This window comes from Variovorax sp. DAIF25 (assembly GCF_050711835.1).
Lineage (GTDB): Bacteria > Pseudomonadota > Gammaproteobacteria > Burkholderiales > Burkholderiaceae_C > Variovorax.
Window position 1 is genome coordinate 1769186 of record NZ_CP136637.1, and the last position, 26114, is coordinate 1795299.

Sequence of the window (26114 nt, forward strand, 5' to 3'; positions counted from 1 at the left end):
ACCTTAATGAACCGAATGATGGCGCCACCGCTGGAGGCACACGCGCTGCAAGGAGCGGTCGACTGGGCCATTGCCACCCGGCGCAGCGTCAGGGCGTTCTTGCCCCGGCCGGTGCCCCGGGAAGAGGTTGAGGCGATCCTCTCGACGGCGCGCTACAGCGCCTCCGGCATGAACATGCAGCCCTGGCATGTGCATGTGCTGACGGGGCCTGCCAAGGCCCGTCTGTCGGCGGCGATTGCCGCGCTCGACGACGATCCCGGCCGGTCGGGCGAGCTGCTCGAGCCCTACGACTACTACCCGCGCGAATGGTGTTCTCCCTACCTGGAACGGCGCCGCAAGGTCGGCTGGGACCTCTACGGATTGCTCGGCATCGCCAAGGGCGACAAGCAGCGCATGCACCTGCAGCACGGTCGCAACTACCGCTTCTTCGATGCGCCCGTGGGCCTGTTCTTCACGGTGGACCGCGAACTCGAGGAGGGCAGCCTGCTGGACTACGGCATGTTCCTGCAGAGCGTGATGGTGGCCGCGCGCGGCCGCAACCTCCACACCTGCCCGCAGGCCGCGTTCCTGAAATTCCATCGCCAGATCGCGGACCTGCTGGACATTCCCTCCGGCCAGATGCTGGTCTGCGGCATGAGCCTGGGCTACGCCGACACCTCGTCGGTCGAGAACTCGCTCGTTACCGAGCGCGAGCCAGTCTCCGCGTTTACGACCTTCCACGACACCTCCAAGGAGACCTCCGCATGAGCGCGCCATCCTATGCACGGGGCCTCGAACGCTGCGCGGCAAATCATGTGCCGCTCACGCCGCTGGGCTTTCTCGACCGCGCGGCGCTCGCGCATCCGAACCGCGTGGCGGTGGTGCACGGCGAGTTGAGGCGGACCTGGGCGCAGACGCGCGAGCGCTGCCATCGCCTGGCGTCCGCGCTGGCGATGCGAGGCATCGAACCGGGCGACACCGTCTCGGTGCTCGCGCCCAACACGCCGGCCATGCTGGAGGCCCACTTCGGCATTCCGCTGGCCGGCGCGGTGCTCAACGCAATCAACCATCGCCTGGATGCCGAAGGCATCGCGTTCATCCTGCGCCACGGCGAGTGCAAATTGCTGATGGTCGATCGCGAGTTCGCCGCCACGGTGGCCGCAGCGCTAGAGCTGCTCGACCGTGCGCCTGCGGTCATCGACATCAACGACCACCTCGCACCACCCGGCGAACCCATCGGCGAGACCGACTACGAATCGCTGCTGGCGAACGGAGACCCGGACTTTGCCGGTCGTTGGCCCAGCGACGAGTGGCAACCCATCGCCCTGAACTACACCTCCGGCACGACCGGAGACCCCAAGGGCGTGGTCGCCAGCCATCGCGGCACCTACCTCATGAGCCTGCTGCAGATCACGAACTGGGCAATGCCACGGGCGCCGAAGTACCTGTGGACCTTGCCCATGTTCCACGCGAACGGATGGTGCTTCACTTGGGCCGTGACTGCGGCGGCGGGCACCCATGTCTGCCTGCGCCGGGTGTCTGCCGACGTCGTGCTGGAGGCCATCGAGCGCCATCAGATCGATCACCTCTGCGCAGCGCCAGTCGTGATGGCGATGCTCGCGGACGCGGCGAAAGACACCCGGCTGCCGCGCCCCGTGCGCGTGCTCACGGCCGGCTCGCCACCGCCGCTCGCCGTGCTGAATGCGGTGCTGGCGATGGGCTTCGACGTGGAGCACGTCTTCGGCATCACGGAGGTTTCGGGTACGCCGGTGAGTTGCGTGTGGCAGGACGGCTGGGACGATCTGGCGCCCGCCGAGCAGGGTGCGCTGCGCGTGCGCCAGGGCGTGCGCGCCGCCATGTTCGAAGGCCTCATGGTCGGCGACGCCGACACCCTCGAGCCCGTCGTGCCCGACGGCATGTCGGCTGGGGAACTCATGCTGCGCGGCAACACCGTGATGATGGGCTACTTCAAGAACGAGGCGGCAACGCGCAAGGCGCTCGCCGATGGCTGGTTCCGCACCGGCGACGTCGCGGTCCTGCATGCCAACGGGTATGCGCAGATCACCGATCGGTCGAAGGACGTGATCATCTCGGGCGGCGAGAACATCTCGTCGGTCGAAATCGAAGACGTCATCCATGGACACCCGGCGGTGCTGCATGCCGCCGTGGTGGCGCAGCCCGACCCCAAGTGGGGCGAGGTGCCGTGCGTGTTCATGGAGCTGAAGGCCGGTGTCGCCGCGCCCACCGAGCAGGAGATCATTGCGTTCTGCCGCGAGCGGCTGGCGCACTTCAAGTGTCCGCGCCGCGTGATCTTCATCCCCTTGCCGAAGACGGCCACGGGAAAGATCCAGAAGTTCCGCTTGCGCCAGCAGGCCGGAAGCCAGGACGCCATCACCCGGCTCGCGAGCCATGGTTGAGTGCGAAGCGGCCGCGGCCCTGGGGCCTGTCGGGCCCGGCTATCGCTTCTCGCGACCCCACACCTTCGACGAAGCGCAAGTGCGTGCCTTCGCGCTGGCCGCGGGAGACGAGAACCCGCTGCACCACGATGCCGCGTTTGCACAGGGCACGCGCTTCGGCGGCTTGATCGCTAGTGCGACCCACACCACCTCGCTGCTGATGGGGCTGACCGCCAGTCACTTCGCCACGAGGGGCAAGGTGCTGGGCATGAACTTCTCGGTCGACCTGCTGCGTCCCGTACGGGCGAACGAGACGGTACTCATCGAGTGGCGCGTGACGTCGATGGCCGCGCATTCGAAGGGCGGCTGCGTTCTCGAATTGCAAGGTGCGATCAAGAGCGCAGACGACAGGACCAGCGTGCTCGCGCAGGGCACGGTGCTTTTCACGCCCGCCGCATGAGTGCCTTCCGCGCCAGCGTGCGCGTTCACGGGGGCATTGCCCCAACAAGGAGACAAAGAATGAAGATGGCCCCTCTCACATGCCGACGCGACACCCACCGGCGCATCACCTCGTGGTCCGTGGTGGCTGCTGCGGCGCTGCTTGCTTCCTGCGGCGGCAGCGGCAGCGGTGGTGGCAACTCGCCACCCGCGCTGTTCCCGTCCGGTGCCGGAAGCGCGCAGGCTGTGTGCAACAGCTTCCTGAGCCGGGCCTTCGAAGGCGCCACGATCACGCAGGCGACGCTGACGCCCCAGACAGACACCACGCCGGAGACCTGCACCGTGCGCGGCGAGATGCCGCCGGAACTCGCTTTCGAAGTCAAGCTGCCCAGCAGCTGGAACCAGCGTGTCCTGTTTATCGGCGGCGGCGGCTTCGACGGCGCCATCTACCCCAGCGCCTACAGCCCTGGCGTCGCGGAAAGCGGCTACGCGACCATCGCGACGAACCATGGACACGATGCGGCCAAGCATCCCAATGGCTCCTTCGCTATGGACCCCCAGTTGCTTCAGGACTACGCAGACGGTGCCGTGCCCAAGGTGCTTGCATCGGCGAAGGCCGTGCTCCGCTCGCGCTATGGCGAATCGGTCGGCCGCTCGAAGTTTGTCTACGAGGGCTGTTCGGGCGGTGGGCGTCAGGCGTTGATCCAGGCGCAACGGCATCCCGATCTGTTCGACGGCGTGATCGCGCGCGCCCCGGCCAATGCCTACACGGGCCAGTTCCTCTGGTATCAAAAAATACTCAAGCAGCTGGCCCAGCCCGAGGCGGGCCTGAGCATCCCGAAGGTCAAGACCCTCGCGAACTTCATGCAGTCCCAATGCGATGCACTCGACGGCCTGAAGGACGGCATCATCAGCCACCCCGAGGCCTGCAAGCCCGATCTGGCCAAGCTCCGATGCACGGGCGCCGACGCAGACTCTTGCCTGACCGATGCGCAGCTGGCGTCCGCCAAGGTCCTGTACGAGCCCACCGACGTGGCGGGTGGTCGCTACACATGGCCGGCCTTTCCCTATGTCGGCGGCGAGACCGCCGACGACGCATCGTGGCAGGCCATCGGAGGCACCACGCTTCAGATTCTCGGCGGCGACTACATGAAGTACTTCGTGGCGCAAGACCCGTCCGCAGACCCGCTGAACGTCGACCCGCTGCAGTACACGAACCGACTCGACCACCTCGCCCGATTGATCGATGCAGTCAACCCCGACCTGAGCGGGTTCCGGGCCCGCAACGGCAAGATGCTGCTCATGCACGGCACCACCGACTGGCTGATCACGCACAACAACACCACGGACTACTACCGCAAGGTCGTCGCCGCAGCGGGCGGGCAGGCCGCGGCCGACCGGTTCGTCGAGTACTACGTGCTGGCAGGCAACGACCACTGCGCCGCCACGCCGGCAGGCGGCAAGGGCCCGGACAGCGTCGACCTCATCACCCCGATGTTCGACTGGATCGAAACTGGCACCCATCCCAGCGCCCACGAGATCGTGGCCACGCGCAGCGTCGAGCCGGGCAAGGGCATGCAGCGGCCGATGTGCAGGCACCCGCAGTTTCCAAAATACAACGGCACCGGCGATCCCGACGCGGCGTCCAGCTTCACCTGCACGTCACCTAGCTAGGCTTAGTGGCGCTGTGTACGCAGCAGTGTTGGCATAGGCTGATCTGTGAAGGCATTCGCGAAGAGAACGCGCGTCGCCCGTTCTGGGTGGCGCGGGAAGGATTCGACACGCGCTGTGCATTCAATGGATACGGTGTCCTCCTGCTGATTTCTCGCACCCTCTGGCCGCCGAAGTGCGCAACTTCGGCGGAAGGCATCACCTGCAGCATGAGCCGCGCGGGGCGAGGTCTGGGACAACTCGGCCATGGAGAGCTTCTTCAGTTCATTGAAGACCGAGCGCACAGCCAGAAAGGTGTCTCGGTCCAGGGAACAGGCCTGCGCCGATGTGTTCGACTACATCGAGCGGCTCTACAACCCGACGCGTCGTCATTCGACGCTCGGCTACGTCAGCCCGATACAGTTCGAGAAAGCTCAAAAAGCTTAGGTCGGTGTCTATGAGACCGGCAGCAGCCCATTCCATGTTCTATCGAGAAGCCATCCTGCGCCGCATCGTCCGGGCCCTTTGCATGGACTGCCACAGGTGACTCGATCCTTAAGGAACCGCATCGACTTTGCTGGCCTACCAGAGGGAGAGCACACTAGCCGTGGTTGGACGTTCGCAAGGTGGCTACATCCTCAGCATCTTCCCCGGGTTCATGATGCCGAGCGGATCGAGTGCGCGCTTGATGTCGCGCATGAGATCGATGGCTTCGCCATGCTCGATCTCGATTTGCCCGATGCGGTGCAGGCCGACGCCGTGCTCGCCGGTGCAGGTGCCGCCGAGGCGGATCGCGCGCAGCGCCACGTCCTCGGCCAGGGCCTCCGCCTTGCCCCGTGCCGCAGGATCGTTGTCGTCGTAGATGATGCCCAGATGGAAGTTGCCATCGCCCACGTGGCCGACGATGGGCGCGTACAGGCCGCTTTCACGGATGGCGGCCTCGGTTTCGGTGATGCATTCCACCAGCGCAGAGATGGGTACGCATGCGTCCGTACCCATGGAGCTCCAGCCGGGGTGCATCGCGAGGTTGGCATGGTAACAGGAGTGCCGCGCCTTCCACAGCCTGGAGCGGTCTTCGGGTCGGTGGGCGTAACGAAACCCGCTGCCGCCATTGTCGAGCGCAAGTGATTCCACTGTCGCGACCTGTTCCGCCACGGCGCTTTCGCTGCCGTGGAACTCGATAAACAGGGTGGGGCGGGGCTCGAATTCGTCGAGCTTCGAGTAGCGGATGCAGGCGTCCATCTGTACTTCGTTGAGAAGCTCGATGCGCGCGACCGGCACGCCCAGCTGCAGCGTGGCGATCACGGTGTCCATGGCGGCGCGCAGGCTGTCGAACTGGCACACGGCCGCTGTGACGTGCTCCGGCAGGCCGAAAAGGCGCAGCTGCACCTCGGTGATGATTCCCAGCAAGCCTTCGCTTCCGACGTACAGCCGTGTCAGGTCGAGGCCCGATGCCGACTTGCGCGCGCGCGTGCCGGTACGCACGATGCGTCCGTCGGGTGTGACTACCGTCAGGCCCATGACGGTTTCACGCATGGTGCCGTAGCGCACCGCGGCAGTGCCGGAGGCCCGCGTCGAGGCCATGCCGCCCAGCGATGCGTTGGCGCCGGGGTCCACCGCGAAGAAAAGTCCGCTGGCGCGCAGGTGCTCGTTGAGCTGCTCGCGCGTTACGCCCGCCTGCACGCGGCAGTCCATCGATTCGGTGGAGACTTCGAGCACGCGGTCCATGCGCGAGACGTCGATGCAGACGCCGCCGTGGATCGCCGCGACATGGCCTTCCATCGATGTGCCGCTGCCGAAGGCGATGACCGGGACCGCCTCACGGTGGCACAGCTTCAGGGCGGCCGCCACTTCCTCGTTGTTCAGGGGGAACAGGACCACGTCGGGCTGGCCGGGGTCCGGTAGGCCCTCACCATGGCTGTGGTGTGCGCGTACCGCCGCGGACGTGACGGCGCGATTTTCAAAGATCGCCCGGAACTCGGGCATGAGGGATTCGACCGCGGCAGCGGTCTGGGCAAGTGTCTGGTGGAAGGACATGGTCTGTTGTGGGGGGCGCATCAGGCCCCGAGGTAAGCGTCCCGCACATGGTCGTCGTGCAGCAGCTGCGCGGCGGAGCCTTCGAGTGCGATTCGCCCGCCTTCGAGCACATAGCCGTGGTCGGCAACGCTCAGCGCAGCGAATGCGTTCTGCTCGACGATCACGACAGTGCGCCCGGCGCGCGCGATGCGGCGGATGTCGAGGAACATCTCGGTCGTGAGCTTGGGCGACAGGCCCATCGACGGTTCGTCCAGCAGCAGGATGCGGGGACCGGCCATCAGGCCGCGTGCGATCGCCAGCATCTGCTGTTCGCCGCCGGACAGCACGCCGCCCATTTCCCCAGCCTTGTGCTTGAGCACCGGGAAAAGCTCGTAGATCTCGTCCAGCGTGGCGCTGACCGCGCCCTTGTCGCGCCGACGCACATAAGCGCCGACCTCCAAGTTCTCCTTGACGCTCAGTGTCGAGAAGATCCGCCGCCGCTGGGGCACGCAGGCAATGCCCGATGCGACGATCTGCTCCACGGAAAGCGCGCCGATGTCACGGCCTCCAAACTCCACGCGCCCCGCGCCGGCCTTCAGCCGGCCCACGATCAGGTTCAGGGTGGTCGACTTGCCCGCGCCGTTCGCGCCGATGACCGCGACGATCTGGCCCGCATAGGCGCTGATCGACAGGTCGAACAGGATCTGCACCTTGCCGTAGAACACGTCGACGTGCGAGAGCTCGAGTTCGGGCCGCTCGGTGACCATGGCACGCGGCAGGTCTGCTTGCATCATGGGGTTCCTCGCTGCGCCGGGGCTCAGAACTTCACCGCCGAGCGAACGACCGGCTGACCGCCTTTGATCTCCACGATGTTGACCTGTCGGTTGCAGTCGCCGGCCTTGTCGCACTTGTAGTCCGCGAGCAGGCCGCTGTAGCTCACCCTGGAGAACGCCTCGCGGATCTTCTCCACGTCGGGGGACCGTGCTTCGTTGATGGCCCTGGCGGCGAGGATGGTCGCGTCGAAGTAGGTGGCGGACCACACGTCGGGCGCCATCCTGTACTTCGCCTCGTACTTCTTCACGAAGGCCTGTACGGCGGGGTTGGGATCCGTCGGCACGAAGTAGGAGGCGCTCATCGAGCCTTCCGCGGCACTGCCGGCCAGTTTGAGGAACGCTTCCTCGGACAGCACGGCGCCCGCGAACTTGAAGGGCAGGCCGAACTGCTTGGCCTGGCGCAGGATCAGCGCCGCATCCGTGTCGTGCGCCCACAGGATGACCAGCTCCGCACCGGCCTTCTGCAGCTTGGCGAGCTGCGCCGAGTAGTCCTTGTCGCTGGGGTTGTGGCTTTCCACGGCGACGGGCTTCAGCCCCAGCGAAGCCATCTGGGCGACCACGCGCGCCTGCCCCGACTTTCCGAAGTCGTCGTTGGCATAGAAGATGGCCGTCTTCTCCCCGGCCTTGAGTTCCTTCTGGGCATAGGCGATCAGCGCCTTGGCCTGCACGTCGTCGTCGGAGCGCGTGCGGATCACGTAGTTGCAGCCGCTGTGCGTGATGGCCACCGAGGTACCGCCGGTGAGCGACACCACCTTGCCGTTGCAGTAGGTCTTCTGCGTGGCCATCTGGGTGACCGAGTAGTGCGGGCCGATCATCACCGGCACCTTGCTGACCTGCATCAGCTTGTTCACCGCGTTGATCGCGCCGTTCGGGTTGTCGCCCTGGTCATCCTCGAACACGACCTCCAGCGGCTTGCCCAGCACGCCGCCCGCGGCGTTGATCTCCGTGACCGCGAGCTCCACGCCCTGCTTGAAGTTGCGTCCGACGAGCGCTTTGGGGCCCGTCTGCGGCAGCGAGACGCCGATGAGCGCATCGGCCATCGCGGGCAGTGAGAGCGCGAGCGACGCTGCGGCGATCCATGCGCGGCGTGACGAGGGAACGGTAGTCTTCTTCATGCTTTTATCTCCAGTGGATGGCGCGGTGCGCATTGATCTAAGAGGGAACGAAAACGGGGAGGGCGCATAGCCGGCGGCTCAGCCCGCCACCGGCTGGGCGGTGAGGGGGGGCGCGGCCTCTTCGGGCACGCGTTCGCCCAGGTAGGCCTCGATCACCGCCGGCGTGTTCATGACCTCGGCCGGCGCGCCATCCGCGATCTTGTGGCCCAGGTTGAGCACCACGACGCGATCGCACATGTTCATGACCAGCTTGATGCGGTGCTCCACCACGAGGATCGACATGCCCTGCGCGCGCAGGTGCTGCAGGATCTGCGCGAGTTCCAGGATCAGCCCGCCGCGCAGTCCCGCCGCAGGCTCGTCGAGCAGCAGCAGGCGGGGCCTGTTGACGATCGCGCGCGCCATCTCCACCAGCCGGCTCTGGCCGAAGGACAGGTCGCCGCCGCGCCGGTATGCGAGGTGCGCGACGCCCATGCTGTTCAGGGCCTCGAGCGCCGCCGTGCGGCAGAGCGCTTCGCGTTGGCCGGACGCGCCCTCGGGCGGCCGCCACGCGACCATGACGTTCTCCAGCACCGTCATCGATTCCCAGAGCCGCACGTTCTGAAAGATGCGGGCCACGCCCTTCGCGTGGATCGACCATGGCGCATGGTTGTCGATGCGCTCGCCTGCCAGTTCGATGCCACCTTCCACGCTCACGGTGCCCGAGCAGGCGTTGATCATGGTCGACTTGCCCGACCCGTTCGGGCCGATCAGCCCGAGGATCTCTCCGCGGCGCACGTCGAACGCGACGTCGTCGAGGGCTTTGACGCCGCCGAAGCTGCGCGACACGCGGCGCACTTGGAGCAGGGGCTCGCCGCTCACGGGAACCGGCGTGCGGCCGGCCAAGGCTGCGCTCGCGGCGCAGGCGGCCGCACCGAGGTTCAGCGGCGCGGCGGGTGCTTCGCCCACCGGATCGCGCCGGCCCGTCAGGAACGCGCCGAGCAACCAGTCGCCGACCACGCCGAGGCCGCGCGGCGCAAGCAGCAGGATCGCCACCACGCCGATGCCGAACGCGGCCAGGTAATAGGTCTGGAGGCCGCGCAGTGCCTCGGGCAGCACGGTGATCACCACCGCGCCAAGGAAGGTGCCGGCGATCGAGCCCAGGCCGCCGAGCACCACCATCAACATCATCTTGATGCTCTCGAAGACCGTGAAGTTGTTTGGTGCCGCGAACCCGACCAGCAGGACGTAGAGGCCGCCAGCCAGCGAGGCCCAGACGCTGCACACCGCGAAGGCGATGGTCTTCACGCGGCGCGAATCGACGCCCATGGCCTCGGCGGCGATCTCGTCGTCGCGCACCGCACGCATGTCGCGTCCGATGCGCGAGCGCTGGAGCCAGACCATCGCGGCGTAGGCCGCCAGGCTCAGCAAGAGCAGCGGAAAGTAGAGCTGCTTGTCGATGTGATCGCCCAGCGCGGGGATGTTCAACGTCGGGATGTCGCGCATGCCCATCGGCCCGCCGGTGAGGGCTTCTTCGTTGAGCGCGACCATGCGGAAGATCTCGTTGAGCGCGAGCGTCACGATGGCGAGGTAATGGCCCTTGATGCGCGTGCTCACCGCGCCCAGCAACACGCCCACGGCGGCGCTCAGCAGCATGGCGGCGGGAAGCGCCACGAACCAGGGCAGCGACACGCTCATCATGAGCAGCGCCGTGGCATACGCGCCGAAGCCCACGAGCGCGGCCTGCCCGAGCACGATCTGCCCGGTGATGCCGGTTGCCACTTGCAGGCCCAGCGCGGCGATCGCGAAGATCCACGCCAGGTTGAGCACGTGCAGGTAGTAGATGTTGAGATCGAGTGCGATCGGCAGCGCCAGCGCGGCGAGCACGGCGACCCACGCCAGGGAGCGCATCCAGGTGTTGTTGTGCATGATGGACTCCTCAGGCGCGGTCGGCGTTGCGTTCCGGAAGGATCCCCTGCGGGCGCAGCAGCAGGAAGATCAGCAGCACGCCGAACGCGATCGCGTCCTTGTAGGTGGAGGAGATGGTGAACGCGCCGACGTTCTCGATCACCCCGAGCAGGACGCCGCCGAGGATGGCACCCGGCACGCTGCCGAAGCCGCCGATGATCATCGCGACGAATCCCTTCAGCCCCACGAGCGTGCCCATCTCGGTCGTCACGTAGAACAGCGGCGCAAGCAGGATGCCCGCGAGCGCGGCCAGCACCGAGGAGAACGCGAACGTGCCGGCCAGCACGCGGTTGACTGGAATGCCCATGAGCTGGGCGGTCTCGCGATCCAGCGCGGTGGCGCGCATGACCTTGCCGATGGTGGTGTAGCGCAGGGCCAGGTATTGCAGCACCATCACCAGCACCACGACGACCATGATCACGAGCTGCTGCACCGGAATGCGCAGGCCGCCCACGTCGATCACGCCGTCGCCGAACGGGCTGGCGTACAGCAGCGGCTCGGGCCCGTAGATGATGCGGGCCATCTCCTTGAGAAAGATGCCGAAGCCCACGGTCGCGATGATGGCCACCAGCGCCTTTTGGCGCTGCAGCCGGGCGAACACGAGCCGCGAGAACAGTGCCCCCAGCAACGCCATCACCGCGGCAGTCAGCAGTGCGGCGAGCCAGAAGGGCAGGTGCATGCTCGTCGTGAAGGTGGCGACGAAGACGAACGCGGAAAAGGTCAGGAACTCGCCGGCCGCGAAGTTCACGATCGCCATCGTGTTCCAGACGTAGGCGTAGCCGAGCGCGATCAGCGCGTAGATGCAACCCATGGCGAGGCCGCTGACGATCACTTGTCCGAGCATTTCGTTCTGTCTCCGTGTTCGTTTTTCTTTGGTGAGGGGCGCGGGTGGGTGCCGTCAGAGCGTGTCGACCATGCGCTGCAGCGCGACCATGCCGGGGTCGTCCAGGCCGATGGTCTTGTCCGCGAACATGCGGGCACGGCCCATGCGGTTGGGCTTGTCGCGGAATGCATCGAGCGATTCGCGCACCGCCGCGCCGGCGAGCGCGAGGGCGGGAGCGTCGGCCGCGGCACCGGACAGGGCGCGCTGGATCGCATCCAGCCCGTCGAGCACGGTCTTGTCGCCGAGGGCGGCGCCGCCGCGCGCGGACAGCATCGCGATCACTTCGGACAGCAGCGCCGCGACGTCCTGCGTCGAGAGCGACTCTCTGCCGGCACAGTGCTTGCCGGCCGTCATGAGCGCGACGGTCAGCAGCGTGCCGAAGCTCGAGCCGGAGGCCTTCGCCGAGGCCTGCGCGCAGCGCTTGAAGATGCCTTCGAGCGAGTCGGGCAGCCCGGGCAGCGCCTGCTCCATCAGCGTGGCGCACTTGTCGAGCGTGGCGCCCAGGTCGGCGTCGCCGAGGCGGCCGTCGAGGGCGTTGAGTTCCGGGGCGGCGGCATGCATGGCGGCGCACCAGCGCGGCACCGCGCGGGCCAGGACGATGGCATCGAGCATCAGCGCACGCTCCAGAACGGGCAGGTTGCGGGCGCCGCCAGCAGCGCCTCGAGGTCGGCGTCCAGCTTCATCACGCTGAGGGAGGCACCGGCCATTTCCATCGACGTGGCGTAGCGGCCGACAAGCGAGAAGGCGATGTCGACGCCGCGCCCGGCGAGCACGGTCGCGATGCGGCGATAGAGGATGTAGAGCTCCTCGGACGGCGTGGCGCCCAGGCTGTTGACCAGCAGTGCCAGATGGTCGCCGCGCGAGACCGCCAGTTCGGGCAGCACCCGCGCGAGCATCTCGTCGGCCAGGGCGTCGGCGGTCTTGAGCGGACCGCGCCAGATGCCCGGCTCGCCGTGGATGCCCATGCCGAACTCCACTTCGTCGTCGGCGATCTCGAACGAGGGCTTGCCGGACTCCGGCACCACGCAAGGCGTGAGCGCGACGCCGATCGTGCGGCAGGCGGCGTCGGCCTTGCGCGCCGTGGCGGCCACCTCATCGAGCGTCGCGCCCGCGGCCGCCCTGGCGCCGGCGGCTTTGTAGACCAGCACGAGGCCTGCCACCCCGCGGCGCTTCTCGCGCAGCTCGGGCGGTGCGCTCGCGACGTCGTCTGACACGCGTACCGATGCCGTCTTCATGCCCTCAAGTTCGAGCATCTCGGCGGCCATCTCGAAGTTCATGCGGTCGCCGCCATAGTTCCCGTACAGCTGCAGCACGCCGGCACCGCCGTCGGCCGCGCGCATCGCCTCGATGCAGTCGTCCATGCGTGGTCCGGCGAACACATTGCCGACGGCGCAGCTGTCCAGCAGGCCTTCGCCCACGTAGCCGAGGAAGACGGGCAGGTGGCCCGAACCGCCGCCGGTGACAATGCCGACCTTGCCAGCGACGGCGCCGCCGCGCCTGACCACCACGCGGCCGCCTTCGCCGCGTCGCGCCAGCTCCGGATGCGCCAGACAAAGTCCGTCGAGCATTTCGTCGACGTAGGCCTGAGGGTCGTTGAGGATCTTCTTCACGTTGCTGTCTGCCTTGCTCTGTGGAGCGCCCCTGCGTGCGGGCGCGTCCGTGCGCCGGTGGCGGCCAGGCCGCACCGTGCGAATGGATGAATCTGCGAGGGCTTCCGGCGCATTGGCGGGCACCCGGCCCGCGATGCGCAGGAAGCGCGGTCTTCAGTCGACCTTGAGGCGGCCGTCCCGCGTGGCCTGCGTGGCCAGCGCGTATTCGGCATCGAGGATCCGCGCGAACTCCTGCGGCGTGCTCGAGAGCGCGACGCTGCCGAGTTCGCGTGCGCTCGCCACGGTCTGCGGGTCCTTCACGGCCTGCGCGAGCGCCGCGGCCAGCTTGTCCTGGATGTCCTTCGGTGTTCCCGCCGGTGCGAGCACGGCCACGTAGGTGGTGCCGTCGATGTCGCCGAACCCGAGCTCCGCGACCGTCTGAACCCCGGGCAGGGAAGGGTCCTGCACCGGTCCCAGCACCGCCAGCGCCTGCAGCGCGCCGCCCTTGATGTGCTGCAGCGAGCTGGTGACCTGGTCGAAATGCACGTCGACCTGGCCACCGATGACGTCCACCAGCGCGGGTCCGGAGCCCTTGTAGCTGACCGTCGTGAACTTCGCCTTCAGCAGGCTCTCGAGTTGGAGCAGCGCCAGGTGGTTGGGCGTGCCGGGCCCGGAGTGCGCCGCCGTGACCTTGCCGTCGCCGGAGCGCGCATAGGCGGCGAACTCCTTGAAGTTCTTGAAGCGGGTCTCGTTTTTGCGCGCGAGCAGCACCATGGAACTCTTGTTGACCAGCCCCAGCGGCGCGAAGCTTGCACGGCTGTAGCTGGTCTTGACCATCTCCGGCACCGTGACGATGACGCCGGCCCCGCACAGCAGCAGCGTGTAGCCGTCGGCCGGCGAGCGCGAGACCTGCATCGCGCCGATCGAGCCGCCTGCGCCTGCGCGGTTGTCCACGATCACCGATTGGCCCAGCACCTTGCCAAGGGCGACGGCGACCGTGCGCGCCACGATGTCCGTGTTGCCGCCCGGCGCGAAGGGCACCACGAGCGTGATCGGCTTGGCCGGAAAGCCCTGTGCCCACGCGGCCGGCAGCAGCGTGGTTCCCAAGGCTGCAGCGGCGCCCATGCCGAGGATCTGCCGACGCTGGATTCTCATGTTCATGTCTCCTGTCTTTCTTGTTTGCGGGGCCCGCTTCAGGCGTCGAAGCGCAGGACGTCTTCCATCGCGGCCTCGATCTTCCTGCGCTGCTCCTCGCCGGTGGCCGGCATCGGCGCGCGCGGCAGGCCGGCTTCGCAGCCCTGCAGCGTGATCGAGGTCTTGATGTTGGCAGGCAGGTTGTCGCCGACCAGCGCGTTCCAGAATGCCAGCATCGACTTGTGCATTTCCAGCGCCTTGACGTGGTCGCCGGCCTGGACCGTGTTCCACAGGTTCACGCAGACGCCGGGCAGGGCCGCGGGTGTGGCGGCGATGGTGCCGTGGGCGCCGAGCGCGAACGACGAGTACAGCAGGGCATCGACGGCGGAGAACACCTTGCAGCCTTCGGGAACGCCGAGCAGCAGGTCGGCCATGAGCTTGAGGTCGCCCTGGCTTTGCTTGATGCCCTGCACGCCGGGCAGCTCCTTCATCAGGCGGATCATCTGGGCCGGGTTCAGGTAGTTCCAAGGCACCACGTTGTAGATCACCACCGGCGTGTCGACCGCCTCAGTCAGGGCCTTGAAGTGGTTGTGGGTGGCCTGCTCGTCCGGCTTGAAGAGATAGTGCACGGGCGTGACCTGCAGGGCGGCGACCGGCAGATGCGCGATCGCCTTGGCGCGGTTGATCGCGTCGCGGGTGCTGTTGGAGATGATGCCGGCCACGATCGGCACCTGGCCTGCCACTTCGGCGGCGGTGATTTCCATGACGCGCTTGAACTCGTCGACGGTGAAGGTGTGGCCTTCGCCGGTGCTGCCGCCGGGGCATACGCCGTGGACCTTCTTGTCGAGATTGAAGCGGATGACCTTGCGGTAGGCCGCCTCGTCGATGCTGCCGTCGGCGGTGAAAGGAGTGACGAGAGGAGGGATGACGCCGGTGAGATCGAGACCCATGGAACTGCTCCGTTCGGAATGCTGTGATTGAAGACGCGACTGCTGTCGCGCTGGTATCTAACTATACGCTGACTAACATGTTAGAAGAATGTTAGTGTTAACCCTAGATCGTTGACAATGTGCTCGACGGCATGCAAGCCGCTTACGATGACCCCATGAACATTCCCGCCGCAGCCTCGTCCGAGCCCACCACGAAGCCCTCGCCCCCAGGTGGCGAGGGCGAGCCGGTGAATCAGCGCAGCCGCGCCTACGAGGGGTTCCGCCAGCAGATCATTGATGCGCGGATCCGGCCCGGGCAGTTCGTTTCCCAGCGCGAGCTGATGGAGCTGTTGGAGATGCCGCTGGCGGCCGTTCGCGAGCTGGTACCGCGGCTGGAGGCTGCCGGTCTGATCAAGACGGTGCCCAAGCGCGGATTGCAGATCGCCTCAGTCGACATGAAGCTGATCCGCAACGCATGGCAGGTGCGCGCCATGGTCGAGCGCGAGGCGGTGATCAACTTCGCCCGCGTGGCCAGCCCCGAAACGCTGGCCAAGCTGATCGAGAGCCATGAAGCCATCCTCGAGCGCGCCTTGCAGCCCCAGCCCGACGCGACGCTGGAGCGCGACGCGCAGGCCGTCGACTGGGGCCTGCACGATCTCATGGTCGACACGATCGGCAACGAGATCCTCTCGGAGATCTACCGCGTCAACAGCCTGCACGTCCGGCTGATCCGTTACGACGCTGATTCGATGAGGCCCGTTCAGGTCGTGCCCGCGATGCGCGAGCACCTGGAGTTCCTGCATGCGCTTGCGTCGCGGGACCTCGACGCAGCGCTCGCCCAAATGATTTCGCACATCGAACAGTCCAAGCACAGGGTGCTTGCGGGCATGCTGCTCGCAGGGCAGGAGCCGTCGTACCGTTTCCAGACCTTGGGGGCAAACGGCCTGCGTCCTTAAGTCGCCGGTACCCATGCATCGGCACGCAAGGCAGTTTGGACAAATACCGACGGCGCCAGGGGGCGGATGAAAACTTGGACTGGTTTATGCCGCAAATCCAAGACTCACCCGGAATTCGATGGGGCTGAGAGAGCCAAGAGAGATCTTGATCCGCTTCTCGTTGTACCAGCGGACGTACAAGTCGCGCGCCTCAATGAATTGCTCAATGGTGGCGTTCTTCCGGTCTTGAGGATAGAACAACTCGTTCTTGAGCCTACCGTAGAAGCCCTCGCAACCTGCGTTGTCAGGTGAGCATGCTTTGCGAGACATCGAGCGGGAGAACTTCGCGTCGCTCATTCTTGATAGCCAGCCCGGCTAGCGGTAGTGGCCTCCTCGGCTGGAATGGATTACGGGCCGATCGGCTGTGTCCGCCATTGTCTCGATGGCTGCATCCAGCATTGTGTCGACCAACTCGGCGTCCGGACTGGTCCCAATGGTCCAGCTGACGACCATTCCATCGAAGCAGTCGATGATGGGCGCGAGGTACACCTTCCCATCCGGGATCTGGAACTCCGTGATGTCCGTCAGCCGTTTCTCATTGGGGCCCCCGGCCTGGAAGTCGCGGTCGATGAGGTTCTCAGGCACTAGACCGATCTCGCCAAGCTAAGACGCATGCCTTCGCTTCCTCGGGTTTGCAACAATCAGGCTTTCCTGCTTCATCAACCGCTGCACGGACCTTCTCGGAGATCGCGACGGCCTGCCTGGTCAGCGATGCCTTCAGCCTGCGGTAGCCATAGCAGCGGAGGTTCGACATCAAAGATGTCGGTGATTGATTGCCGCACCTCCAGTACTTGTCCCCACCGCTGCACGGGCCCGATGGTAGAAGGACAAGCTGCGCGCAAGACCCAACTGCACAAGGAGCTCTGGCAAGCCGCAGCCCCCAGAGCAACCGCATTGCCGAGAGCTTCGTGAACACGCTCAAGCGCGGCTACATCAGCCGCATGGACCTTGCCGATTCGAGAACGGTGATGGCGCAGATGGCCACCGCCTTCGAGCACTACAACGAGGTGCACCCGCACTCGGCATTGAAGATGAAATCACACAGGGAGTTCAGGCAGCATCGCGCTGCCGCTCAGCGCCTTGCTCAGATCGAGCAGGCGCCACATTGCGAATAGCCCGGGTCCTGAAATACGGGGGCAAGATCATGGCGTCGGCGACATCCACCTCTGGTGGAACGCTTCTTGACCGACGCGCTGGGCTGGGACTACCAACCTGTGGAGCAAGAGGCCACCCCGAGTGCCATGGCCGCGATACTGTTTGAGTACCCGCGCTCCCGTGCGCAGCCGTCCGGGTAGTTCTGTTGCAAGTCGATCGAGCGAATCCACGCGCACCACGTCGCTGCCAAGGGGCAAGTCGCGCACGTCCAGCAGCACGTCCTTGGTGCCCAGTCGCAGGATGGCATCCTGGTACGTGCTCACCAAGACGCCTTGCTGTGCGACCTCCCTGAGCATCGCATCGAGTTGGTCACGTCTGCGCCCATTCTCGACGGGGTTGTGCCAGACAAGCAGCCCGTCGACGCGGTGTCGGTACAAGCTCAGTGCGGCAGCAGCGTGACCGCCAGCCCCACCACCGCGCAGGCGGCCAGCAGCGGCATGACGCCGACCTTGAACCGGAACAGGGCGACGGCTGCTGCTACGGCGATGGCGGCGGCCACCGCGTCTAAGCGCTCCGTGAAGCCCTGCGGCCACACGACGTGGTAGACGAAGAAAAGCGCTAGGTTCAGGATCACGCCCACCACTGCGGCCGTGATCGCCGCCAGCGGCGCGGTGAAGCCCAGCCGGCCGTGCGTGGCCTCGATCAGAGGGCCGCCGGCAAGGATGAACACGAAGGACGGCAGAAACGTGAAGAAGGTTACGACCGTGGCCGCGGCCACCCCGCCCGCGAACGGTCCCCAAGTCCCCAGCGCCTGCTGCAGCCAGCCGCCTACGAAGCCGACGAAGGCCACCACCATGATGAGCGGTCCGGGCGTCGTCTCGCCCAGAGCAAGGCCGTCTATCATCTGCGGCCCGGTAAGCCAGTGGTACTGCTCCACGGCGCCCTGGTACACGTAAGGCAGCACGGCATAGGCGCCGCCGAAGGTCAGCAGCGCGGCCTTGGTGAAGAACAGACCCATCTGCGTCAAGGTCTGATCCCATCCCAGGAACATTACCAGCCCGGCAACAGCGGCCCCCCAAAGGCCCACACCGCCCGCGAGCACCTTTGCCATGAAAGCTGAAGACCAGCGCGCATGGGCTGGCGTGGGCGTGTCGTCATCTATCAGCGCCGCGCCATAGCGCTTCTCGGCGGCCCCATGTCCTCCTCCCAGGGTAAATACACCCGGTACCCAGCGAGAACCGAGCCAGCCGATCAGCGCCGCCACTGCCACGATGGCGGGGAATGGGGTATCGAAAGCGAAGATGGCGATGAATGCAGCAGCGGCGATGCCCCACATCCAACGGTTCTTCAGCGCTCGGCTGCCGATGCGATGGGCCGCGTGCAGCACCAGTGCCGCCACCGCGGGCTTGATGCCATAGAAGATGCCCGCCACCGCCGGCACATGGCCAAAGCGCATGTACACCCACGACAGCGCGATGAGGATGAAAAGCGATGGCAGCACGAACAAGACGCCGGCAATGATGCCGCCCGCAGTTCGGTGCATGAGCCAGCCTATATAAGTCGCTAGTTGCTGCGCCTCAGGGCCTGGAAGCAGCATGCAGTAGTTGAGGGCGTGGAGGAAGCGCTTCTCGCTGATCCAGCGACGCTGCTCGACGAGCTCGGTGTGCATGATGGCGATCTGCCCGGCTGGGCCGCCGAAGCTGATGAAGCCCAGCTTGAGCCAGAAGCGAAAGGCTTCGGCGAAGGTAACAGGCGCAGGGGCCTGGGAAGACGGTTCGGGCAAGGCGGTGTCCACGGACGAAGCTCCGGCAAGGTCGCCAGCGCTTGGACGGACACCGTCTACCCCGAGAGGCCGGGAGGCTGTGTTCCCGATGCGGCGATCGTAACAGCCTCGACGACTCTGGCAGCTTTAGCCATGCGCCCCCTTGCAATCAAGCGGACAAATCCTGCCGAGTGTCAAGGTGAGTTCGCCAGACGCTACGAAGCACGTTCCATAGCTGCGAAGTTCCCTCATCCAAAGCGAATGCTGGTTGCCAGAGCAACCGGCGCTTGTAAGCGATGTCGTTTACTTTGGGTTGCGCTGTAAACGAGTTCGTTTACTTTTTCAGCGGAGTCTGCTATAACGACCGCATGAAAAATTCAGCGAGCGATGTGAAAGACCAAGACATCGAGGTCTCGGGCAAAAAGCTTGAGATCGTGAAGTTTGCTTTCCAGCGTTTCTACGAAGACGGCTTCCACGCGACGGGAATGGAAGCTGCGCTGGCCGGGAGCGGCATATCCAAGCGCACCCTCTACAAGTACTTTCCTTGCAAGGAAGTCCTGATCGAAGCCGTGCTTCACCTCTACAGCGAAGTGGTGATCCAAGAGCTGTTCGATCCCGTCGCGGACATCAGCGATCCGCGCGAGCAGATCGTCGAGTTCTTCGACGTGCGCAAGGTCACAGGTCGAATGCTCACTCGCGGTTGCCTCGGGATGAAGGCAGCACAGGAATTTGCCGGCAAGCATGACGGCATCGTGAAGCTCGGCATACTCGCCAGCTCGCGTGGCGAGACTCGCTTCCTTGAGCTATGCAAGCGCGCGGGCTTCGCTAAGCCGCAGATCCTTGCGAAGCAGCTCAACCTGATTCTCCAGGGTGCACTGGCGCTTTCACATGCCGTGGACGACCCCTCCCCTTTCATGCTGGCAAAGGAAACCGCAGCAGCGGTGCTCAAGAGTGCCGCACTGGCTCCACGTACGGACAGCAAAGGGAAGCACTAGAACCGGGCAACGCTCGCTCACGAGAGAAGCCTCGCCTGTCCAAACTTGACGGCTGACTTTTTAAGACCAGCTCACTTGAAAAATGCGTCAGGGTTGATCAGCTGCCCCCTTTCGCTGTGAAAAGGGGATGCAGCAATCGCGTCTCGCGTTAGAGGACGCGCCCCAAGAAGGTATGCGCCTTGCTGGCAATCTCTTCGCTCTTGTCAGCCAGCGCGCAGTGGCCGCTGTCGAGCAAATGGAGTTCGGCCTTGGGCAGCAAGGTCAGATACTTCTGCTGGTTTTCTCCGCTGAACAGAATGTCGTTTTTCCCGGTCACGATGAGGGTCGGCGGCTGCTGTGCCTTCAGATAGCTTTGAGCATTCTGGAGGACAGGTCCGTTTGTGCGGACATCGTAGAGCAGGTCCAGCGAGGCGTCTGCGGCACCGGGGCGGAGCAGCATCGCGTATTCCGATTGGTATTGCTCGGGGTCGATGGCGGACGGATCGCTGACGCCATTGACGTAGAGCCCGCGAACCACGTCGAGGGTGTGGTAGTGCTCGGCGGCCTTCTGGCGGCTGTCGGCAGAACCAGTCTGCCAGTACGGAACTATTGGGCCAAACCAGGGGCTTTCGGCGAAGAACAGCGGATTGTTCTGGGCAATCAGTGCCTTCATGCGATTCGGCGACTTCATCGCCACGCGGTATCCGACCAGCCCTCCGAAGTCAGTCGCATAAAGGGCGTACTCTTTGATGCCGACCTTGTCGATGAACTTTCCAATCACGTCGCCAAGGCTGTCGAATGTGTACTTGAAATTCGCGTGATCGGGAATGGCGCTGTTTCCAAAACCAGGATAGTCAGGCGCAAAGACGTGATACTTGGCGGAGAGTTCGTCAATGAGACCACGGAACATCGCCGATGACGATGGCCAGCCATGCAGCATGAGAACAACAGGAGCACCCGGCTTTCCGGCTTCGCGATAGAAGACAGAAACACCGTCAATATCTACCGTCCGATAGCGCGTCGAGAACGCCGAGGTTTTGTTCGCGGTGACGGCCCTGGCCTTGGCCGACGTTGTGTTGTTGACAAGCATGGCCGCGGAACCAGCGAGGAGGGTCGCTGCGAAGGAACGACGCGTTGGCATAAATTTTTTCCTATGAAAAGTTGATGGAGTTCGCGTTCTGGTGCATCGAAGTGCGCGTCGTGTCGCTGAGTTCGCAAATCCTCGACGCGAAACAGGGATGGCACCGCAAGCCCTCCGTAAAAGGCCTGCGAGCAAGGTAAACGTATTCGTTTACCCATGACGTTGTAAACGATGTCGTTTACACGGTCAACGGAAACGTGCGAATCTGCCCGTTTTGGAGGGCAGTGCATTGCAGATGTTGCGCCTCTTGCTCCAAAACCTTCGCCAAGGGCGCGCCCTCCTTCGGTCTCGCCTGTCCAATACCATGCCCGTGCGTCCGACCGATCGTCCACGTCGCGCCGCCACCCCAGAACGTTACAGAAAGGCGCTGACCCAAGCGCTGTTCGAACACCGGTTTCCACGGCACCAGCGAGAATCCAGCTCCATCATCAAGCATCGCGTAGCGCCCACTGGCGAGCATGACGCTGCGCCGGAAGATGCCGGCCACACGCTGCCCCTCCGCCACGGGCCGATGCTCCAGGCCGGTTTCTGCGGCAATGTCCTTCGCGGCCTGCGCCAGCTCGCGCCCGCGCAGCGTCGCCAGCAGATTGCGCGCGAGGACAACGCGCTGCCTGCAATGCTCGCCCAGTCTTTGCTCGGCCAGGAAGTCGGCGCGCTGTCGCAGCCCGTCCTTGATCTCAGCCCCAATGCCCAGTCGCCTAACCCCTTACCGCGTCCGACCAACTGCTGGTCGAGCCAAGTAGCACCGATCACGCGGGTCTGTCGTTCGATCGGAAATTGCGATTTCAGCTTTACCGCCACATCGCCACCAAACCGCTGCGCGTCGTACTGGCGGCCTCGCTCGGCCAGGTCAGCAGGCACGCGCCAGACGCCTTCGACCTCACGCCCCACGATGCGCGAACGGCGCCGCGTGAGCGACCGACTGCTCTATCTTCGGCCGGTGCCTCGCTTCCGAGCGCGGAGGTCATTTGCTCGTTTCGTAAACACCTTGTCGTTCACGATGGTCTTGATTGGAACGATGTCCTTGATCTGCTCATCCGCCACGCTGAGGTAGTCGGCAGACTTCACCACCATGTCCGCAAAGCGTCCGACCTCGTTCGAGCCCTTCTTGCTCTCAGCGAAGGTGTAGTAGGGCCCCGAGTTGGTGTACAGGCGCAGGGCCTGCTCACGCGTGATGGCCTGGTCCGCACCATAGACACGCCCGCGCTGTCCTTGCGGGTGACCGGCATGTACATCCCCACGAAGGGATTGAGCATGTTGACCGGGTTGTCTGTGCCCGCGGCCGTGGCTTCGAAGCCGAGCGTGTCCAGCAGCACCTTGGTGGGCACAGCGCGATTGGTCAGCGCGGGCCCCATAAAGCGCTCGACCGTGGCCGCCTTGTCCCACATGAAGATGTTCTGCGCGTCGATGCGCGTGCCCAGCTTCTTGGCGCGCCGCACCTGTTCCGATGTGATCAGGCTCGCATGGATCAGTATGAAGCGCTTGTCCTTGAGGCTCTTGTCCTTGTCCGCCGCTTCGTAGGCGTCGAGCGCCAGGTCGACGGCCGCGTCGCCCACCACGTGCGTTCCCACACGCCAGCCATAGCGGTTGGCCAAGCGGACGTTCTCCTTGTAGACCGCAGGATCGGTGGCGAGCATGCCGTAGTTGTGCGGATCGTCGGCGTAGACCTCCCTGATGCAGGCCGACTTGAGCGTCATTTCACCGTCAGCAAACATCTTGATGCCGGCAGTGCTGCTGGTGGTCTCCGGCGCGCTTGCCGCCGGCGGGAGTATCTTCGAAGCCTCGACCTGGGGGCGGCTACCGGCAGGAGCGGTGCTGCGAGGGATGGTGAGCGCGCAGGGTTTGCGGCTCTGGTAGAGAGAGGGTGTTCCATGCCTCGCCCACGAGACAGCGGACCGACATCTCTGAAGGCCCGAAACCTCTTCGAGCAGCCAGTCACGAAATGCGGCGATCTGCGGCATCGCCTCGGCTTCCGGCCGGTAGACCGCGTAGTAGGCCAGCGCGGGTACGCTGCCTTTCTCGCCGAAGAGGCGTAGTAGGCGCCCGGCCGCGAGCTCGTCCCGCACCATCACGCTTCGGCCCAGCGCCACGCCCATTCCATCAATCGCCGCTTGCAGCACCGCGGCCGAGTTGTTGATGCGCAGGCCATGCGTTGTCTTTACCCCATCGAGCGACATGCCGTCGAGCCAGCTTCGCCAAGTGGGAAAGCCGGATCGCGCGGACATCGATATCGTGAATCAGGGTGCATTTCGCCCGGTCCGCGGCCCAAGACGGGCACTTCCGGCATATCGGCCATGCGAATGAAAAAGCCCTCCGTAGAGGGTCAACTCTTTGACGGACAGGGGGAAGTAAGGAGCGCATCGGTCGATCAGGCGCGCTGTTTCGCCGTATTGGCGGCCTGGAGAGCCCTGTGAATCGCCTCGCGGCCAGGACCAAAGAGCCAACCAATCGGCTCCACCTCTTCAATGTGGCCAGCTTGGAAGCCAATGATGGTGGTGTACGGAAAAATGAAAATCTGGTGGAGGGCAAAGGTGCCCACCGAGCCCGTGTAAACGAAGTTCGAAAGTCCGTGGCCTACGGTGATTTTGCCCAGGCGAAACACTTCCGTGTCGGTCCTGAAGCGCACCCATTCGTAGACGATCGTACCGTCGCTCAGTGCGCGCATGGCGCCAAGCGAATCAATGCTCCCGCGAACGACGTACATACTGTCTCCTTGTCTTTCACCTGGCCGTCAGGTCGTAGGCTTGGACTTCTTCGTCCTGCCAAGCTTGATTTGGCTTCTTGCCCATGAGCTGCTGTTGAACCCCGCCAGTCCCATCCTTCTTCACCACGAGTCGAATGCGCTCACAGTTGCCGAAGAGGGGTTCGGGGGTGATCGTGAGGGCAGAATCCGTCTCCTCCACTTGGGCCGTCTTGAAGCTCTTGTAGCAGGCAGGCGCCGTGTTGCCGCGAATACGGAACTCGTAGCTGCCATCCTTCTGCTGCGCCAGCTCTGCCACATTCTTGCCGCTGGTGGGGCGCTGGGTGCCACTCGCAGGACTGGTGCCGCCGCGGCCCATCTCGTAATTCCATTCCCAATCTTTTGCAAACGAATTGTTTGCAGCAGCGACGAGGATCAGGGAGAGCGCAAGGATTCGAAGTTTCATTTTCCTTCTTTCTAGTGGATCGGACTTCTTGGTTCGGGGTTTCGATCAATTCATTCAAATGACGGCAGCTTCTAACGCCGACAATACGTGCTCAACACACCTGTCCTGTGAAGTATGAATAAGAAACGAAAGATCGGACTTATTTCGTATCTCCAGCTTCTTGTAGACGGCTTCTATGTGGCGTCGTACCGTAGAGCCAGAGATCCTTAACTCGTCTGCTATTTCTGCATGTGTAAGTCCGGTTCCGAAGAATTTTGCTATCTCTTTCTCTCGAATAGAGAGCTTGTGGAGGCTAGACGTCAAGGTTGCAGTGATGAATCGGAGATTTGCGACGCTCTTGCAGGTAAAGAGCATTCGGCCATCTTCTAGGATTTGCTTTTTTTCGTGCAAGAGAGATTTCGCAAGAATCTCGGGTAGTCGATAGGTGCTTGAGTCTCGAAACATGATTTGTCTCAAGCGCTCAAAGGAGTTGTCCTGAAAAACTATCGTCCCCTTGTCGTCAGATACGCAAAGTCCTCGAACGGGCTCCGAACCAAGGCCTTGAACCTTGCCGGCCATGATCGTTCGATTGATCCTGATGGCTTCCCAAATGTGGGGGGAGAGCAACTGCACGAGCGAGTTTTCCCCGTCGGAGAACTTCCAGGTGGTATCGGCGCGACGGATGGAAAACGCTCCGCAAAGCCCGTTAGCGCCATAGCTGTTCGCCACGGCGGCAAGATTGATGTGACGGGTTCTGAGGGCGAAATCCAGAATCTTGGCATCTTCCCTTTTGCTGAAAACTGTGGGAACGTGATAAGAGCGAACACGGCCGAGTTCCTTCTTCATGTTCTGAAGAACGTGGTCTTCGGAGCAGAGGGTCAGCCACTCTTCCACCATGTTGGTTGGCTCGCGGTGGATGTGCGTCCATGAGCAATGCACGCCGGCAGGGATTGCGGGCGCTGGGCGAATGAGGCCGAAGAGCGCCATGTCAAAATCTACAAAGCGCTTGAGCTCCTCGATGGCGAACTCGGGGAAGAGGGCAACGCTTTTCCCTTGCGCTGAGCTATAAAGCTTCAGAAGGAATTCCGCGATTGAGGCAGCGTTGTCTTGACTCATGGCTCTCCCGATTTTTTAATGCGTGCCCTGCGCCGCTGTTTGTCTGTTACGCCAGGTCTTCGCAACTATGCGTCATGGCGTTGCTGATCGATATAGGGCAGATGCCCTATGCCCGAAAAACTTGTTAATTGAGTTGAAGATATTTAATTTCTCTTTCGCTCTCTTTGATTGTTGAGCAGTTTTGTTTTGAATTTCCTAGGTTGAATGTTCTGGAGATTCAGAGCGCAAGCAGCCAGGATCTCCACCCAGACTCGGAAGCGAACTCACAAGCCGATCGCGGTACTGGGTGCCATCGACCATCGACCATCGACCATCGACCATCGACCATCGACCATCGACCATCGACCATCGACCATCGACCATCGGTGCCGAGAAGCGGGCATGCCGATGGTCGAGCTGGCCTTCATGTCGGACATCTAGGCTGGTCAATCAGCTCTCGCCGGGATTGTTCTGAGAGAGGTTTATCGGCACAAGCGAGTTGGCGGATTTGCAGTATTGAAAAACGAGATAGTGGAGGGTGGTCTGCTCTGAGCGAGGAGCTTCGTGGTGGCGTGATTGGCCGTCGTCGCCCGCCATTAGGAGGTTGCGTGCCGCGAGCCAATGTGGCAGATCACCTTGAAAGCACTTGCGCGCTGAATCTGAAACGCGATGGACTGCCCAACACAGGAACTGGCTGGGCACTCGTTCGTATGGCCGAGCTAACGACGTTCGCGCACAAGAGCGACGTGCCTCTCCAGGTATCGCAGATGCTGATCACCCAGAGCGGGTTGTAGAGATGACTCTCGGGTCTAGGGGGCGCCTAGCCGTCCCTCGGAGACCGAAACCGTCATCTCCGCGGTCTCAGGGAAGCTTGAATTGAAGCGGCGTCAAGCGCAACGATCGAGGACAGATAGCCAATGAGATAGTTGGGTCGCAGGTTCGGGCTGAACATGGAAAGCTCGAAGTCCCCACGAGGCGTTTTTTTGGACTGAATGACGGAGCCCAGGACGAAGTCGCGCGC

Annotated in this window: 20 protein-coding genes and 5 pseudogenes; 8 read left to right on the forward strand and 17 right to left on the reverse strand. The window is 64.1% G+C overall.

What is annotated here, in order from left to right; translation table 11 throughout:
- Positions 1–6: 6 nt before the first annotated feature.
- From R0232_RS42500 to R0232_RS42520, 5 genes and pseudogenes are all read left to right on the forward strand, one after another.
- Positions 7–747, forward strand: a complete 741-nt coding sequence (locus tag R0232_RS42500; protein ID WP_431513375.1) for a nitroreductase — start codon at positions 7–9, stop codon at positions 745–747.
- Positions 744–2396, forward strand: coding sequence for an AMP-binding protein (locus R0232_RS42505; RefSeq protein WP_431513376.1), 1653 nt, complete (start codon positions 744–746; stop codon positions 2394–2396). Before R0232_RS42500 ends, R0232_RS42505 begins: the two co-directional genes overlap by 4 nt.
- Positions 2389–2835 carry a MaoC family dehydratase gene (locus R0232_RS42510; protein WP_431513377.1) on the forward strand — a complete coding sequence of 149 codons (447 nt, stop codon included), beginning with the start codon at positions 2389–2391 and terminating at the stop codon, positions 2833–2835. The genes R0232_RS42505 and R0232_RS42510 overlap by 8 nt, the downstream gene beginning before the upstream one ends.
- 59 nt (positions 2836–2894) lie before the next feature.
- Positions 2895–4487 (forward strand): tannase/feruloyl esterase family alpha/beta hydrolase, encoded by a 1593-nt coding sequence (locus tag R0232_RS42515; protein ID WP_431513378.1) that lies wholly within the window; start codon positions 2895–2897, stop codon positions 4485–4487.
- 191 nt (positions 4488–4678) lie between these two features.
- A pseudogene (locus R0232_RS42520) lies at positions 4679–4910 on the forward strand (IS3 family transposase); the annotation flags it as partial.
- Between the two features lie 183 nt (positions 4911–5093).
- Here the strand turns inward: R0232_RS42520 and R0232_RS42525 are convergent.
- The 9 genes from R0232_RS42525 to R0232_RS42565 form a co-directional block, all read right to left on the reverse strand.
- A complete protein-coding gene (locus R0232_RS42525) occupies positions 5094–6500 on the reverse strand; it encodes an FAD-binding oxidoreductase (protein ID WP_431513379.1) in 1407 nt (468 codons plus the stop codon).
- Between the two features lie 20 nt (positions 6501–6520).
- The gene (locus R0232_RS42530; RefSeq protein ID WP_431513380.1) at positions 6521–7270 is read right to left on the reverse strand and encodes an ABC transporter ATP-binding protein; all 750 of its coding nucleotides are present in this window, start codon (positions 7268–7270) and stop codon (positions 6521–6523) included.
- Positions 7271–7296: 26 nt separating this feature from the next.
- Positions 7297–8427, reverse strand: a complete 1131-nt coding sequence (locus R0232_RS42535) for an ABC transporter substrate-binding protein (protein ID WP_431513381.1) — start codon at positions 8425–8427, stop codon at positions 7297–7299.
- 78 nt (positions 8428–8505) lie between these two features.
- Positions 8506–10332 (reverse strand): branched-chain amino acid ABC transporter ATP-binding protein/permease, encoded by a 1827-nt coding sequence (locus R0232_RS42540; RefSeq protein WP_431513382.1) that lies wholly within the window; start codon positions 10330–10332, stop codon positions 8506–8508.
- A 10-nt stretch (positions 10333–10342) separates the two neighbouring features.
- Entirely contained in the window at positions 10343–11215 is an 873-nt protein-coding gene (locus R0232_RS42545; RefSeq protein ID WP_208509521.1) for a branched-chain amino acid ABC transporter permease, read from the reverse strand.
- Between the two features lie 54 nt (positions 11216–11269).
- Complete coding sequence (locus R0232_RS42550) at positions 11270–11866, reverse strand: DAK2 domain-containing protein (RefSeq protein WP_431513383.1); 597 nt, start codon at positions 11864–11866, stop codon at positions 11270–11272.
- On the reverse strand, positions 11866–12864 hold the full coding sequence (locus R0232_RS42555; RefSeq protein ID WP_431513384.1) for a dihydroxyacetone kinase subunit DhaK: 999 nt from the start codon (positions 12862–12864) through the stop codon (positions 11866–11868). The genes R0232_RS42550 and R0232_RS42555 overlap by 1 nt, the downstream gene beginning before the upstream one ends.
- 153 nt (positions 12865–13017) lie before the next feature.
- Positions 13018–13998 (reverse strand): Bug family tripartite tricarboxylate transporter substrate binding protein, encoded by a 981-nt coding sequence (locus R0232_RS42560; RefSeq protein ID WP_431513385.1) that lies wholly within the window; start codon positions 13996–13998, stop codon positions 13018–13020.
- Positions 13999–14036: 38 nt separating this feature from the next.
- Positions 14037–14927 (reverse strand): dihydrodipicolinate synthase family protein, encoded by an 891-nt coding sequence (locus tag R0232_RS42565; protein ID WP_296739092.1) that lies wholly within the window; start codon positions 14925–14927, stop codon positions 14037–14039.
- A gap of 155 nt (positions 14928–15082) precedes the next feature.
- Between R0232_RS42565 and R0232_RS42570 the strand changes: the two genes are divergently transcribed.
- A complete protein-coding gene (locus R0232_RS42570) occupies positions 15083–15862 on the forward strand; it encodes a GntR family transcriptional regulator (RefSeq protein WP_431513386.1) in 780 nt (259 codons plus the stop codon).
- An 84-nt stretch (positions 15863–15946) separates the two neighbouring features.
- On the opposite strand, the pseudogene R0232_RS42575 reads toward R0232_RS42570, so the two are convergent.
- Positions 15947–16771, reverse strand: a pseudogene (locus tag R0232_RS42575) (IS3 family transposase); the annotation flags it as partial.
- 5 nt (positions 16772–16776) lie between these two features.
- On the opposite strand from R0232_RS42575, the pseudogene R0232_RS42580 reads away from it, so the two are divergent.
- A pseudogene (locus R0232_RS42580) lies at positions 16777–17016 on the forward strand (integrase core domain-containing protein); the annotation flags it as partial.
- 419 nt (positions 17017–17435) lie between these two features.
- On the opposite strand, the gene chrA reads toward R0232_RS42580, so the two are convergent.
- Positions 17436–18791, reverse strand: a complete 1356-nt coding sequence (gene chrA, locus R0232_RS42585) for a chromate efflux transporter (protein WP_431513387.1) — start codon at positions 18789–18791, stop codon at positions 17436–17438.
- Positions 18792–19126: 335 nt separating this feature from the next.
- Between chrA and R0232_RS42590 the strand changes: the two genes are divergently transcribed.
- Positions 19127–19753: a TetR/AcrR family transcriptional regulator gene (locus tag R0232_RS42590; RefSeq protein ID WP_431513388.1), complete on the forward strand. Its 627-nt coding sequence runs from the start codon at positions 19127–19129 to the stop codon at positions 19751–19753.
- A 148-nt stretch (positions 19754–19901) separates the two neighbouring features.
- Here the strand turns inward: R0232_RS42590 and R0232_RS42595 are convergent, their stop codons facing one another.
- The 6 genes and pseudogenes from R0232_RS42595 to R0232_RS42620 all read right to left on the reverse strand — a co-directional run bounded on the left by R0232_RS42595 (position 19902) and on the right by R0232_RS42620 (position 25114).
- Positions 19902–20822 (reverse strand): alpha/beta fold hydrolase, encoded by a 921-nt coding sequence (locus R0232_RS42595; RefSeq protein ID WP_431513389.1) that lies wholly within the window; start codon positions 20820–20822, stop codon positions 19902–19904.
- A gap of 349 nt (positions 20823–21171) precedes the next feature.
- Positions 21172–21779, reverse strand: a pseudogene (locus R0232_RS42600) (DUF3363 domain-containing protein); the annotation flags it as partial.
- Between the two features lie 21 nt (positions 21780–21800).
- Positions 21801–23098 (reverse strand): annotated as a pseudogene (locus R0232_RS42605) (amidohydrolase family protein).
- A gap of 143 nt (positions 23099–23241) precedes the next feature.
- Entirely contained in the window at positions 23242–23577 is a 336-nt protein-coding gene (locus R0232_RS42610; protein WP_431513390.1) for a hypothetical protein, read from the reverse strand.
- A 16-nt stretch (positions 23578–23593) separates the two neighbouring features.
- Positions 23594–24019: a hypothetical protein gene (locus tag R0232_RS42615; RefSeq protein ID WP_431513391.1), complete on the reverse strand. Its 426-nt coding sequence runs from the start codon at positions 24017–24019 to the stop codon at positions 23594–23596.
- Between the two features lie 54 nt (positions 24020–24073).
- Entirely contained in the window at positions 24074–25114 is a 1041-nt protein-coding gene (locus tag R0232_RS42620) for a response regulator transcription factor (protein WP_431513392.1), read from the reverse strand.
- Between the last annotated feature and the right edge of the window lie 1000 nt (positions 25115–26114).